This is a genomic window from Gemmatimonadaceae bacterium (assembly GCA_020851035.1).
Taxonomy (GTDB): domain Bacteria; phylum Gemmatimonadota; class Gemmatimonadetes; order Gemmatimonadales; family Gemmatimonadaceae; genus JACMLX01.
This window is the reverse complement of the sequence record JADZDM010000012.1, coordinates 1-13,916: the sequence shown is the minus strand read 5'-3', so window position 1 is coordinate 13,916 and position 13,916 is coordinate 1. Positions and strand designations below refer to the sequence as shown.

The window sequence follows — 13,916 nt, the reverse complement described above, 5'->3', positions numbered from 1 at the left end:
CTGATACGTCAGGGCTCAAGGTGATACCAGAACTGCGCACGCGGATTACGGGCCACTCATGCAGGCCGAACCCTCTGTTTACAAGACTTTCCCAACAATCAAGAACCCCGGACAAGGGACGAGCCTCGTACAGGTCAGCACACCGAATCTCATCTCCGTCACCCACATGGACGACCTTCTGCAGGACTTCCTCACGGAGAGCAACGAGAACCTGGCGAAGCTCGACAACGACATCGTCGAGCTCGAACGCACGCCGCACGACACCGCGCGACTGCACGGCGTCTTTCGCACGATCCACACCATGAAGGGCACCTGTGGCTTTCTCGGGCTGCCGCGGCTCGAAGGCGTGGCACACGCGGCCGAGAACGTGCTCGATGCGCTGCGCGCGGGCCGGCTGGAGGTGACGCCGGCGCTGATCGGCGACGTGCTCGCGGCGGTGGACTGCATCAAGGCGGTGCTCGCACGGCTGGCGGCCGACGAGGTGGAGCCGACCGGTGATGACAGCGCCCTGATCGCCACGCTCGAGCGCTGGATCGCCCCCACCGGGAGCGCCGCCGCCGCGCCGGTGCCGGACGTCCTGATCGCGCCGCTCGTCCCGCTGCCCCTGCCAGTGGTGGTGCCTTCAGCGCCGGCCGACGCGCCGACGTCCGCCGGCCGGGGGGGATGGGACGGGATCGAACGACGCGGCTCCGGTGACGGCGCCGGTGACCCGCACCACGCCGTTGCCGACAGCACACTGCGAGTCGGCATCGACGTGCTCGACAAGCTGATGAACCTCGTGGGGGAGCTCGCGCTCGGGCGCAACCAGCTGCTGCAGCTCGCCGCATCCAACGAGGAGTCACCCTTCAGCAAGCCGGTGCAGCAGCTGGACCGGGTCACGACCGAGCTGCTCGAGGCGGTGATGAAGACCCGCATGCAGCCCATCGGCAATGCCTGGACGAAGCTGCCGCGGCTGGTGCGCGACCTGTCGAACTCCAGCGGCCGGGCGATCACCCTCGAGATGCACGGCGCCGAGACGGAGCTCGACCGGCAGATCCTGCAGGCGATCACCGATCCCCTCACGCACATGGTGCGCAACTCCGCGGACCACGGCATCGAACCGGCGACCGTGCGGGTCGCCGCGGGCAAGCCGGCGGGCGGCACGATCCACCTCTCGGCACGGCACGAGGGCGGTCACGTGCTGATCGAGATCCGTGACGACGGCGCGGGCATCGACGCGAACCGGATCCGGCGCAAGGCGGTGGAACGCGGCCTGGTGCGCGCCGAGGCCGCCGATTCCCTGTCGGAGGCGCAGGTGCTGCGGCTGATCTTCGAGCCCGGCTTCTCCACCGCGGAAGTGGTCACGAACGTGTCGGGCCGCGGCGTCGGCATGGATGTCGTCCGCAGCAACATCGAGGGCATCGGCGGCACCGTCGAGCTGGCGTCCACCGTCGGCGCCGGCACCCTCGTCCGCATCAAGATCCCGCTCACGCTCGCCATCATCTCCGCGCTGCTCGTCGGCACCGCCGGCGAGACGTTCGCGGTGCCACAGATCGGGATCGTGGAGCTGGTGCGCGTGACCGAGGAGCAGGCCTCCCTCATCGAGCAGGTGCACGGCACCCGATTCTATCGCCTCCGCGACACGCTGCTCCCGCTGGTCAGCCTGCGCACCATCCTGGCGCTCGGAGACGAGGACGAGATGGACGCCTGCAACATCGTCGTCTGCCAGGTGGGCGAGGTGCGCTTCGGGCTGGTGGTGGCCGAGGTCTTCGACACCCAGGAGATCGTGGTGAAGCCGGTGGGCCGGCTGGTCAAGCACCTCAGCGCCTACACCGGGTGCACCATCACGGGAGACGGGCGCGTGATCATGATCCTCGACACCGCCGGGCTGGCCGACATGGCGCGGGTGGTGCACGATCCGCGCGCGGGCGACGGGCAGGCCGCCGCCGCGGCACAGCGCGCGCGGGATGCCGCCACGGCCCATGGCACCGAGAGCGTGCTGCTGTTCGAGGTCGGCGCGGGGGCCCTGCAGGCGGTGCCGCTCGCCCTGGTCGCACGACTGGAGGAGTTCCCGCTGTCGAGCCTCGAGGAGGCGGACGGCCAGCACGTCGTGCAGTACCGGGGCAGCCTCATGCCCATCGTCGCCGCCCGCGCGGGGATGGACATGCGCAGCATGGACCCGCGCCCGGTGATCGTCTTCAGCGACCGCCACCGGACGATGGGGCTCGCCGTGGACGCGATCCGCGACATCGTCGAGGAACAGCTCGTGCTGCAGCGGCGCGCGACGCGCGCGGGTGTGCTGGGTGTGGCCGTGCTGAGCGGCCGCGCCACGGAGGTGATCGACACCGATCACTTCCTGCGCCTCGCACACGGCGATGGCGATGTCACCGACGCCGCGGCGCGGGTGACGGCGGTGACACCATGAGCGCTGCACTGGCCGACGCCCGCACCACCACCGGGCACCAGGAGTACGTCACCTTCCGGCTGGCCGGGCAATGGTTGGGCATCCCGGTCATGGTCGTGCAGGAGGTCCTGGTGGCAATGCAGATCGCCTGCGTGCCGCTCGCCCCGGACGCCATCGCAGGGTTCCTCAACCTCCGCGGGCAGATCGTGACGGCGCTCGACCTGCGCACGACCCTGCGCATGCCGCCGCGCGAGCCGGGCGCCGCGATCATGAACGTGGTCGTCCGCCACGACGGTGAGCTGTTCGCCTTCATGGTGGACGAGGTGGGCGACGTGTTGTCGGTGGACGCCGCGGACGTGGCGCCTCCCCCACCCACGCTCGACTCCCGCTGGCGGAGTGCCTGCCTCGGCATCATCCGGCAGGAGGCCGGGCTCCTGCTGGTGCTGAACGTGCACGACGTGCTCCGCCTCGATCCGCCACCACCCTGACGGCGGCGCGACGCACACCGCCTCCCCTCCGTCGCTGCTGCAGCCAGCGCCATCCACCCATCGCACCACCCCTACCATGCCAACGAATCGCCGTCCGTCTTCGAGCCCCCGCCCCACCAAGCCGACCCGGGGCAGCCGCGCCGTGGCTCGCCCGATCACGCTGCCCGCCGACGGCGATGCCGGCGAGGTACTGCGCCTGAGCGCGGCACTCGCCGAGGCGGAGTCGAAGGTCGCCGCGATCAGCACATCGATGGCGGTGATCGAGTTCGACCTCGACGGCACCGTGCTGACGGCGAACCAGCACTTCCTCGCCCTGCTCGGCTACACGCTGGCAGAGATCCAGGGGCGCCATCACGCACTGTTCGTGGACCCGCAGCACGTCGCCTCGGAGGCGTACCGCGCCTTCTGGGCGAAGCTCAACCGCGGGGAGTCCGATGCCGCCGAGTGCAAGCGGATCGGCAAGGATGGGCGTGAGGTCTGGATCCAGGCCACCTGCAATCCCGTGCGCGACCACGCCGGGCGGGTGACCAGGGTGGTGGAGTTCTCCACCGACGTCACGCCGCTGGTGAGACTCCGCCGCGAGATGGCGCTCTACAAGCCGATGGTGGAGTCGGCGAAGGTGAACCTGATGTTCTGCGACCTCGACTTCAACATCACGTACATCAACCCGGCCTCGCTGGAGACCCTGACGCGGATCGAGGCACACCTCCCGGTGAAGGCCAGCAGGGTGGTGGGATCGTCGATCGACATCTTCCACAAGGATGCCGCACACCAGCGCGCGATGCTGGCCACCGACCGCAACCTCCCGCACAACGTGCGGATCCGCGTCGGCCCCGAGACGCTGGACCTGACGGCGGTCGCGATCTACGACGCCGGGGGATCGTACGTCGGCCCGATGGTGAACTGGTCGGTGGTCTCGGACCAGGTCCGACTGGCCGATGACTTCGAGTCCACCGTGGCGGCGATCGCGAGCGTGGTGAGCTCGTCGAGCACGGAACTCGAGGCCAGTGCCCAGGGCATGGCGGCGTCGTCCGAGGAGACCACGCGCCAGGCCCAGGCGGTCGCGGCGGCATCGGAACAGGCCACGCGCAATGTCCAGACGGTGGCCAGCTCCGCCGAACAGCTCACGGCCAGCATCCGGGAGATCGCCGGCCGGGTGCAGGACGCCTCGCAGATCTCGCAGGTCGCCGTGCGCCAGGCCGCCGAGACGACCGAGACGATGGCCAAGCTCGGCGTCTCCAGCCAGGAGATCGGGCAGGTGGTGAAGGTCATCACGTCGATCGCGCAGCAGACCAACCTGCTGGCGCTGAATGCCACCATCGAGGCCGCGCGTGCCGGCGAGGCGGGTAAGGGCTTCGCCGTGGTGGCCAACGAGGTCAAGGAGCTCGCGCGCCAGACGGCGCGCGCCACCGAGGAGATCGGCACCAAGATCGCCGGCGTGCAGGCCGAGACGGCATCGGCGGTGAGTGCCATCCGCGACATCGCGGGGGTGATCAACAGGATCAACGAGATCTCCACCACCATCGCCGGTGCCGTCGAGGAGCAGAACGCCGCCACCAGCGAGATCTCGCGCAACGTCGGCGAGGCGGCCCGCGGCACCGCCGAGGTGAGCTCGAGTATCTCGACCGTGACGCTGGTGGCCGCCGAGGGCGGGCGCACGGCCGAGAACATCCGCAGCGCGGCCGGCAACCTCTCCATCGAGTCGGAGCGCCTGAACCGGGCCGTCACCGACTTCCTCACGAAGATGCGGAGGACGTGATGAAGCGCATCCTGGTGGTCGACGACTCGGGCACCATCCGCAAGGCCATCCGGCGCATCCTCGAGCAGCTCGAGTACACGGTGACCGAGGCCGAGGACGGGGCGCAGGCGCTGCACGTGCTGGTCGCGGGGGACCCGTTCGATGCGGTGCTCTGCGACATCGACATGCCGGTGATGGACGGGCTCTCGTTCCTCACCGCCGTCGCCGGCCAGAACGCCGTGGTGCCACCGCCGATCATCATGTGCACGACACACACCTCGTTCGACAAGGTCGAGACCGCGCTCACGCTCGGCGCCTCGGAGTACATCATGAAACCCTTCGACGCCACGATCATCGGCTCGAAGCTCGGCGCCTGCGGGGTCCAGTGACCGGCACCGGCCCCACGCCGATCCGCGTCCTGATCGTCGACGACAGCGCCGTGATCCGCGGCGCACTCGGTCGCATCGTGGATGCGGAGCCGGACATGACGGTCGTCACCACCGCACCCAACGGCCGGGTCGCCCTCGACGCGCTGCGGCACACCGTGATCGACGTGGTGCTGCTGGACGTCGAGATGCCGGAGATGGATGGGCTCGCGGCACTGCCGCTCATCCTCGCGGGGCATCCCGGGGTGCGCGTGATCATGGCCAGCTCACTCACGCAGAAGGGGGCCGAGGTCACCATGCACGCCCTCGCGTTGGGTGCATCGGACTTCATCGCGAAGCCTGCCGCGCGCAGCGGCGCCGCGACGCTCGCCGCGATCAGCGCCGAGATCGCCGCGAAGATCCGCGCCGTGGGCCGCGCGCCACGCACCGGCGCGCCGCACGAGACGCTGCCGCCGGGTTCCGCCGTGCCGCGGCGCACGGAGCTGCTCGCCACCCGCCACGGCGAGGCGCGGCCACGCATCCTCGCGATCGCCGCCAGCACCGGCGGCCCGAACGCACTCGCCACCGTGCTCGGCGCCCTGCCCCTGAGCTTCGCGCTGCCGATCCTCATCACCCAGCACATGCCTGCCCTCTTCACCACCCTGCTTGCCCAGCGCCTCGAGCGCGACGCCCACCGCCGTTGCGTGGAGCCGAGCGACGGCGACCTGCTGCAGCCGGGGTGCACGTACGTCGCACCAGGGGAGTATCACCTGACGGTGCAGACGGACGAGGGACGCCCCGTCGCACGCCTCACGCAGGCACCGCCGGAGAACTTCTGCCGCCCATCGGCCGATCCGATGTTCCGGTCCATCGCCGGCATCTACGGCGCCTCGACGCTGGCCGTGGTGCTGACGGGCATGGGCGAGGATGGAATGCGCGGCGCGCGCGAGGTGCACGCACGCGGCGGCCGGGTCCTGGCGCAGGACGAGGCGACGAGCGTCGTGTGGGGCATGCCCGGTGCCGTGGCCGCGGCAGGCATCGCACACGCCATCCTCCCCCTGGACCGCATCGCGGCCGCCATCGTCTCGGAGTGCGGGCTGGCGGTTGCCGCATGATCTCCAGCGACGAATACTCGTTCCTGGCCGGGCTGCTCCACCGGCACAGCGGCCTCTCGCTCGGCGCCGGCAAGGAGTACCTGCTCGAGAGCCGGCTGCCCCCGGTGGCCGCCACGTACGGCCATGCCGACGTGAACGCGCTGGTGGCTGCGCTGCGGCAGGCGCCCCCTGCGGCCCTCGTGAAGCACGTGTGTGATGCGATGACCACCAACGAGACGCTGTTCTTCCGCGACGGCAAGCCGTTCGCGGCCCTCGAGCGGGAGATCCTGCCACAGGCGGCCGCCCGCGCGCGCGCCGAGAAGCGCCCGCTGCGCATCTGGTGCGCCGCGAGCTCCACCGGCCAGGAGCCGTACTCCATCGCGATGATCGTGGCACAGGCCGAGCGCCTGCTCGGTGGCGTGCCGGTGGAGATCACGGCCACCGACTACTCTGCGGCGGCCCTCGCAAGGGCGAAAGCCGGCGTCTACAACCAGTTCGAGGTGCAGCGGGGACTGCCAGTGACGCTGCTCGTGAAGCACTTCACGCAGGTGCCCGAGGGGTTCGCACTGAAGCCGGAGATCCGGGATCGCGTCAGGTTCCAGGAGATCAACCTCCTCGACCCCTTCCCGGCATTCTGGCAGTTCGACATCGTCTTCTGCCGCAACGTGCTGATCTACTTCGACGTCGCCACGAAGAAGGACGTGATCGATCGCATCGCGCGGACGATGGTGCGCGGGGGCTGCCTCTTCCTTGGCGGCACCGAGAGCACGCTCGGCGTGACCGACTCGGTGCTGCGCGTCCCGGATCATCCATCCGGGGTGTTCTGCCGGCCGGCCGACCTGACGCTGGTGCAGGCCGCCGCCGCGGCCTGACCACCGCGGAGGCGTTGCGGCGGCAGTGCGGCGGTGCCAGCGGCGCGCCGCGCTACTCCAGCCAGACCTCGACCTGCCGGCCGGGCTCGATCAGCGAGAAGATCGGGCGCGGGTAGAGGACCGCCTGCGAGCCCAGGTCCGCGGTGATCGCATCCAGCGGGATCTGCTCCTCGCGGATCCTCGCCACCACATCCGCGGGGATGAGCTCGATCAGCCACCGCGCACTGCGCGAGGGCAGCGAGACCATGACACGCTCCTCGCCGTCCCGCACCACGCGGACCATCAGGTTCTTCGCCGGCTCACCCGGTGGCGCGGCGCCCCGTGCGCCGAAGAGGCTGCGGACCCAGGTGTACGGGCAGGACGCCATGTGGAATGCCGGGAGGCGGGGATCGGGAGACAGCGGGACTGGCAGCGAGTGTCGGCGCCTGCACCACGTCGGAGCACCGGGCAGGCCGCCGCGCGGGCCACGGCCCGGGTCGAGTCAGGCAATGCCCGATGCCCGCCGGGGGCGTTCGGAGGCACCGTGTGGTGCAGGCCCATCGCACGCGGGCCGGCTGTCGCTGTCAGCATTCTCCGGTGACACTCACGCCTTCCGAGTCAGGAGCGAACGATGTCCACCACAACCACACTTGCGACCCCCGCGGGTGTCTTCGTGCTCGAACCCACGGTCCTGCCCGATGGGCCGGTGCTCGTCGCGACCGACACGGGGACGGAGTCCGACGGCGCGCTGCCGCTGGCCGCGTCGATCGCGTCGCGCGCCAATGCCATCCTCGTGGCACTCAGCGTGGTGGAACCGGCCGCGGTGCCGATCTACGGCGTCGACGGCATGGTCGTCTCGATGGCGCCTCCCGAGGAGGCCCTCGACACGCGCCTCGCGGCGGTGCGCGAGCAACTGACGCGCGTGCTGCACGGCGTCCACGGGACCCAGGTGCTGGTGAAGCTGGGCGAGCCGGCCCGCACGGTCGCCGAGACCGCTGCGTCGGTGCAGGCTCGCCTCGTGATCGTCGGGCGCGGGCGGCACCACGGGCTGGACCGCATGCTCGGCGGTGAGCCGGTGTTGCGCATGCTGCAGCTCGGCGATGCGCCGATCCTGGCGGTGGCGCCGACGCTCACCTCACCGCCACGCCGGGTGGTCATCGCCACCGACTTCAGCCCGTTCAGCCTGTATGCGGCCCAGGTGGCGCTCTCGGTCGCGGCGCCGGATGCGCACGTCTGGCTGCTGCATGTCGCACCGGCGTTCGACACCTCCGTGCCCTACCTGCAGGAGCGTGCCGCGCAGTATCGTGAGCAGGCGGATGCGGGGTTCCGCCAGATGCGCGACATCCTCGCGCAGGGCCGCGTCCAGTTCGAGAGCGTGGTGCTCACCGGCACCGCCACCGATGCGCTGCTGGCGTTCGCCGAGGAGCAGCGTGCGGACCTGATCGCCTCCGCCACCCATGGCTACGGCTTCATCCGCCGCATGATCCTCGGCAGCGTCGCGGCTTCGCTGATCCGGCACGCGAGCTGCTCGGTGCTGGTGGTCCCGGGCTCGGCGCGCACCATCGCCACCACCCGCGCCCGGAGCGCGCCGGATTCCCGGATCCGCGCGGCCGACACCACCGGCATGGACGCCGAGCTGGCCGCGTTCACCTCGGTGAATGCGGGCCGACGCTGTTCGGTCGAGGTGGATGACGCGGAGCTCGGGGCACAGATGCTCGGGCACGAGCTGGTGCTCGTCGGCGGCACCTTCGACCGTCACAGCGGCATCGTCTCCCTGATGTTCGGCGCGTCCGCCGCCCGCGGCCTGCACATGACGCACAACATCGCCGGTGTCACGCACATGGACGTGCAGAGCAATGCCGGCGGGGTGGACCAGGTGCTGCGGCTGCAGCACTCCGGCGGCCAGACGCTGGTGACGCTCACGTAACACGAGGCGCCGACCGCGGCGTGCTGGCCAGGTCGGATTGCCCCACACGACGGGCGACGGCGCACTGCGCTGTCGCCCGTCGTCGTTCCCGCGTGGCGCGCACGACCAGGACGCTGGCGGTGGCGCAGGCCGCAGGGCAGCTTCCCCGTGCCCCGACGCGCCCCGCCCCGCCCGCAGCCCTGGAACCACGTGTCCTTCCGCCCAGTCCGATTCGCGCTCGCCGCCGCGCTCGCGGTGCTCCCGGCCACCGCCACCGCCCAGCCATCGGCCGCGGACTCGAGCGACGCGATGATCCGACGCATGGTCGCGCGCCTCGACTTCGACCTGTACAAGGCGAACATCAAGGGCCTCACCGCCTTCGGCGACCGGCGCCAGGGGACCGACCGGAACCGCGCCGCCATCGACTGGATCGAGGCACAACTCCGGAGCTACGGCTGCACCAACACCGAACGGCTCACGTACGACTACCAACCGCCGGCGCCGGTGACGCGGCCCGCCCCGGCTCCAGCCGGTGCCGCGCTGCCGGGTGCGATCCGTCGCGAGCAGGGTGGCGGCCGGTCGCGCGGCATGCGCACGCGCACCGGCGTGAACTCCGACTCGCTGCGCCAGCCCGATGCCAGGCTCCGCGCACTCAACGCGCAGCCGAGCACGCCCGGCCCGCGGCAGGAGGTCTACTGCACGAAGGTCGGCAGCACGCGTCCCGACGAGATGTACATCGTGGGTGCGCACATGGATGGCATCGGCTGGGGTGAAGCGGCCAATGACGACGGCTCGGGCACGGCACTCGTGATGCAGCTGGCGCGGGTGTTCAGCAGCCCGGACGTCACGACCGAGCGCTCGATCCGCTTCATCCTCTGGAACAACGAGGAAACCGGGCTCAATGGCGCGCGGGCCTACGTGGCGCAGCGGCAGGCGTTGCAGGGCCAGGAGATGCCAGCCGGTTCCGGCCGGTACCCGGAGCCCAGGTGGCTCGGCATGATCCAGCACGACATGATGCTGTTCGACCATGGCATGCCCCGCGCCGACAGTTCCCTGGCCCCGGAACAGCGTCCCGAGGCCGACGTGAACATCGAGTTCCAGTCCAACTCGAAGTTCGCGGTACAGTCACAGGCACTGGCGTGGGCGCTGCATGCGGCGAACGAGAAGTTCGCGACCGACTATCCAGCGCAGGTCGGGCCCCACATGACGAACACCGACTCCGGCCCGTTCCAGGACCTCGTGGCCGCGATCAGCCTGCGCGAGAACGAGCGGGGGTCGCAGGTGGGCAGCGGGTGGGACCCACACTGGCACCAGCCGACGGACCTCTTCACGACATTCACCGACAAGGACTTCCGGCTCGGGCTGAACGCCGCGCAGACCACGCTCGGCGCCCTCGCGCAGCTCACCGGTGCCCACCTGCGCTGATGGCAGCCGTGGTGTCACCTCACGCGTGACACCACGTATCACCCATCACGCCTTGCCGAGGATGGCGAAGTCTTCCCGCGCCATGCCGGCCCGCAGCGCGTCGTCCATGTGGCCGGCGAGGGCCGCCAGCATCGGCGCCTTCGCGTCACCGAGCGTCTCGAGCATCAGGCGCAGGTCCTTGCGGGCCACCTCGAGGGTGAAGTTCGGCTCGTAGGTCCCGCTGACCATCATGGTGCCCCGCATGTTGAGCGGGCCATTGAGGTTCACCTTCGCGAGCATCTCCAGCACGCCGCGGCGCGGCACGGCCGCTGCGTCGGCCATCCGCATGATGTCGGCCAGCACCCCGACGACCGACAGCGCGCCGGCATTGCCGAAGAGCTTGTACACCGCAGCGAGGTCGGGGCGCTCACCGACGTGCCACACCTCGCCGGTCATCGGCACGAGCGCCGGGTGCACCCGCTGCACGCGCGCCGTGGGTCCGGCAACGAGGATCATGCCCTTCGCGTCGCGCGCGGCGCCGGGCCCCATCATCACCGGCGCATGCAGGTAGTGCAGTCCGGCCGCATCCAGCCTGGCGGCACGGGCGGCCACACGCGCCGGCAGGTTCGTCGTGTGGTCGATGATCACGGCATCCGGATGCAGCGCCGCCTGGAACTCGGCGATGATCGCATCCACGCTGTCGTCGTCGAGGAGCACGAGGTGCACCCGATCTGCCCCGCGCACCGCCTCCGACGGCGACTCGGCGGCCGTCGCCCCCAGCGCCACCAGCGGCTCGCACCGCGACGGCGTGCGATTCCACACCACGACGGTCGTCCCGCCACGATTCAGCATGCCCTCGGCAAAACCGCTGCCGAGCAGGCCCATCCCCAGAATTGCCACCCGCGCCATGGTCTGCGTGTCCCGTTGAGGTGATCCCGCCTGCAGCAACGCGGGAATCTACCCGACACCGACGGTCAGGCGGCCTCAATGGATGAGACTGCAAGAGATTCGCGCGCCGCGAGCCGAAACCTCCGAGGAGACATCCGTTCCGCACGGCCCGCCTTTCCACTTCAGTCACGCCTTCGCATGAAGTTCTCGAACTGGCCGATCGCGAGGAAACTCGCGCTCCTCTGCCTCGCCTTCGGCATCGTGCCGTTGGCGATTGCCTCGATCCTGACCCTGCAGCGCTCCGCCGCCGCCATCCGGGAGCGCGCGGCGGACGGCATCCAGAAGACGGCCGGCCATGTGGCCGACAAGATCGATCGCAACCTCTTCGAGCGATACGGCGACGTGCAGGCGTTCGGCTTCAACGACGTGGTCGAGGACCGCACGCAGTGGTACCGGGTCGGTGCCGCGGGCAACCGGATCGTGGACCGCACCAATGCCTACGTTGCCGCCTACGGCATGTACGTCCTTTCGACGCTGGTGGACAGTGACGGCCGGGTGATTGCCGTGAACGACCGGGACGCCGCGGGCAAGCCGGTGGCGTCTGAGCCGATCTACGCGCAGAACTATCGTGACGCGATGTGGTTCAAGTCGTGCATGGCCGGCCGGTTCTCCACGCACATGCAGTTCAGTGCCACCAGCAATGCGTCGGCCACCGGCACCGTGATCACGCCCGCCGCCCCGGATGCCGACGTGTTGCGGATCTACGGCCCGGGGGCCGCGAACGTGATCGGCTTCGCGGCGCCACTGCGCAACCGCGCCGGTGAGGCCATCGGCTGCTGGCGCAACCTCGCCACCGTGAGCCTCGTGACCGCGATGCTCGGCGACGCCGCTCGCGACCTGGCCGAGACCGGCTATCCCGGCGCCACGCTTCTCGTGGTGGACAGCACCGGCCGCAAGCTCGCGCAGGGTGGCCGTGACCTCGCGGACTCCGTGCTGGGCGTGGAACGCGGGCCTGGCGGGTCCCTGCTCCTGCTGCAGCGCGGCGAGAGCGGTCATCGGGACGCGACCATCGCCGGCAAGGCGATGGCCGTGGGGTACGCGCACCTGCGCGGCGCGCTGGGGTACCCGGGCATGAACTGGGGCGTGATCATCAGCGTGCCGCGCGACGAGATCGATGCCGCCGCCAACGTCGGCGGCCTGCGGCTGACGGTGCTGGCACTCGGGCTCGGGGTGGCCTGCGTGATCGTCATCATCGCGCTGCGCATCGGCAACGCCGTCGCGCGGCCCATCGCCCAGATGGCCAGCATCGCGCAGGACGTCGCCGTGGGGCGACTCGATCGCGAGGCACCCGTGTCGTCGGAGGACGAGATCGGCCGCATGGGCACGTCACTCAATGCCATCGTGACCGCGCAGCAGTCGCTGGCCGCCACCGCCAACAGCATCGCCGCCGGCAACACAGGTGTGTCGATCGCATGCCGCTCAGAGCAGGACGTGCTGACGCGCTCGTTCATCTCCATGCGTGACACGCTCGACGCACTGGTGCAGGAGATGCAGCAGCTCTCGACCGCGGCGCAGGCTGGCCAGCTCGACGAGCGCGGCAATGCGCAGCGCTTCGACGGCGCCTTCCGTGCCCTCGTCTCGGGCGTGAATGCCACGCTCGAAGCCGGCGCCGCGCCGGTGCGCGAGGCCCGTGACGTGCTTGGCCGGCTGGCCCAGCGCGACCTGCGCACCCGCATGCAGGGGACCTACGAGGGCGACCATGCGGCCCTCGCCATGAGCCTCAACTCCGCGATCGACGACCTGGCCGCCGCGCTGTCCGAGGTGCGCCGCGAATCCGACGGCATCCACGCCGCCGCCCAGGAGATCGCCACCGCGGCACAGGCCCAGGCCCACGGCGCCACCAAGCAGGCGGGCCTGCTGGAGTCGATGAGCGGCGACATCTCCGAACAGCGCACGCTCGGCGACAACGTGCGTGGCCGCACGAACGAACTGAACGCGCTGGTGGCCCTCACCCGCAGCGAAGCCCGGGCCGGTAACGAGCGGGTGCTGGAGGTGTCGGCGGCCCTGGCCGTGATCAACGACCGGACGATGCAGACACAGAAGATCGCGCGGAAGATGGAGGAGATCGCCGCGCAGACGAACCTGCTCGCGCTGAATGCGGCAGTGGAGGCGGCACGGGCCGGTGAGGCCGGCGCCGGCTTCGCGATCGTGGCGGAAGAGGTTCGGGCGCTGGCCCTGCGCGCAACCGAGGCGGCCAAGGAGTCGCAGGACGTGATCAACGGGACCGTCAAGAGCGTTCAGGGCGGCGTGAAGCTGGGCGACGCCGCCGTGGCGGTGCTGCAGGCCATCGAGTCCCACGCGGGCCGCGCGGTCGTCGTGGTGGATGACATCGCGGCGTCCACGGCGACGCAGTCGGATGGCCTGCTGACGATCGACACGGCGGCGGCCTCGGTCGCCAGCTACACGTCGTCGTCGGCGGCGAATGCCGAGGAGACGGCGGCCGCCTCGGAAGAGCTGTCAGCGATGTCCGGGATCCTCGCGGCGCTGGTTGGGCGATTCCGCCTCGATGCCGCGCATGCCGGCGTCGCCGTGGCGGTTTCGCAGGCCGGCGTGGACGACGAGACGGGGTGGCATGCGCCGGAGGGTGCAGCGGCGCACGTCAGGGTGGGACGCGGACGTCCGTCGCGCACTGCGCCACCACAGCGGCGCGACGCCGTGCCCGTTGCCTCGACGACCGCCGACGACGCCGCCACGCTGGCGGATTGGTGAGCGGCGCGTGACGTGGCGCACCGCAGCGGT

At 70.6% G+C, this 13,916-nt stretch carries 11 protein-coding genes; 9 read left to right on the top strand and 2 right to left on the bottom strand.

What is annotated here, in order from left to right; all coding sequences use genetic code 11:
- Positions 1 to 166 precede the first annotated feature (166 nt).
- The 6 genes from IT355_09050 (at position 167) to IT355_09025 (ending at position 6,940) form a co-directional block, all read left to right on the top strand.
- Positions 167 to 2,404 (top strand): chemotaxis protein CheA, encoded by a 2,238-nt coding sequence (locus IT355_09050; GenBank protein MCC7053403.1) that lies wholly within the window; start codon positions 167 to 169, stop codon positions 2,402 to 2,404.
- Positions 2,401 to 2,871, top strand: coding sequence for a chemotaxis protein CheW (locus tag IT355_09045; protein ID MCC7053402.1), 471 nt, complete (start codon positions 2,401 to 2,403; stop codon positions 2,869 to 2,871). Before IT355_09050 ends, IT355_09045 begins: the two co-directional genes overlap by 4 nt.
- 142 nt (positions 2,872 to 3,013) lie before the next feature.
- Positions 3,014 to 4,630 (top strand): PAS domain-containing protein, encoded by a 1,617-nt coding sequence (locus tag IT355_09040; GenBank protein MCC7053401.1) that lies wholly within the window; start codon positions 3,014 to 3,016, stop codon positions 4,628 to 4,630.
- Positions 4,630 to 4,998 (top strand): response regulator, encoded by a 369-nt coding sequence (locus IT355_09035; GenBank protein MCC7053400.1) that lies wholly within the window; start codon positions 4,630 to 4,632, stop codon positions 4,996 to 4,998. Before IT355_09040 ends, IT355_09035 begins: the two co-directional genes overlap by 1 nt.
- Positions 4,995 to 6,089 carry a chemotaxis response regulator protein-glutamate methylesterase gene (locus IT355_09030; protein ID MCC7053399.1) on the top strand — a complete coding sequence of 365 codons (1,095 nt, stop codon included), beginning with the start codon at positions 4,995 to 4,997 and terminating at the stop codon, positions 6,087 to 6,089. Before IT355_09035 ends, IT355_09030 begins: the two co-directional genes overlap by 4 nt.
- Positions 6,086 to 6,940: a protein-glutamate O-methyltransferase CheR gene (locus IT355_09025; GenBank protein ID MCC7053398.1), complete on the top strand. Its 855-nt coding sequence runs from the start codon at positions 6,086 to 6,088 to the stop codon at positions 6,938 to 6,940. The genes IT355_09030 and IT355_09025 overlap by 4 nt, the downstream gene beginning before the upstream one ends.
- 52 nt (positions 6,941 to 6,992) lie before the next feature.
- Here the strand turns inward: IT355_09025 and IT355_09020 are convergent, their stop codons facing one another.
- A complete protein-coding gene (locus IT355_09020) occupies positions 6,993 to 7,307 on the bottom strand; it encodes a hypothetical protein (GenBank protein MCC7053397.1) in 315 nt (104 codons plus the stop codon).
- A 243-nt stretch (positions 7,308 to 7,550) separates the two neighbouring features.
- Here IT355_09020 and IT355_09015 point away from each other — a divergent pair, with 243 nt between their 5' ends.
- Entirely contained in the window at positions 7,551 to 8,846 is a 1,296-nt protein-coding gene (locus tag IT355_09015) for a universal stress protein (protein MCC7053396.1), read from the top strand.
- Positions 8,847 to 9,134: 288 nt separating this feature from the next.
- Positions 9,135 to 10,250: a M20/M25/M40 family metallo-hydrolase gene (locus tag IT355_09010; protein ID MCC7053395.1), complete on the top strand. Its 1,116-nt coding sequence runs from the start codon at positions 9,135 to 9,137 to the stop codon at positions 10,248 to 10,250.
- A 45-nt stretch (positions 10,251 to 10,295) separates the two neighbouring features.
- On the opposite strand, the gene IT355_09005 is transcribed toward IT355_09010, so the two are convergent.
- A complete protein-coding gene (locus IT355_09005) occupies positions 10,296 to 11,138 on the bottom strand; it encodes an NAD(P)-dependent oxidoreductase (GenBank protein ID MCC7053394.1) in 843 nt (280 codons plus the stop codon).
- A 177-nt stretch (positions 11,139 to 11,315) separates the two neighbouring features.
- Here IT355_09005 and IT355_09000 point away from each other — a divergent pair, with 177 nt between their 5' ends.
- A complete protein-coding gene (locus IT355_09000; protein ID MCC7053393.1) occupies positions 11,316 to 13,886 on the top strand; it encodes a HAMP domain-containing protein in 2,571 nt (856 codons plus the stop codon).
- The last annotated feature ends 30 nt before the right edge of the window (positions 13,887 to 13,916 follow it).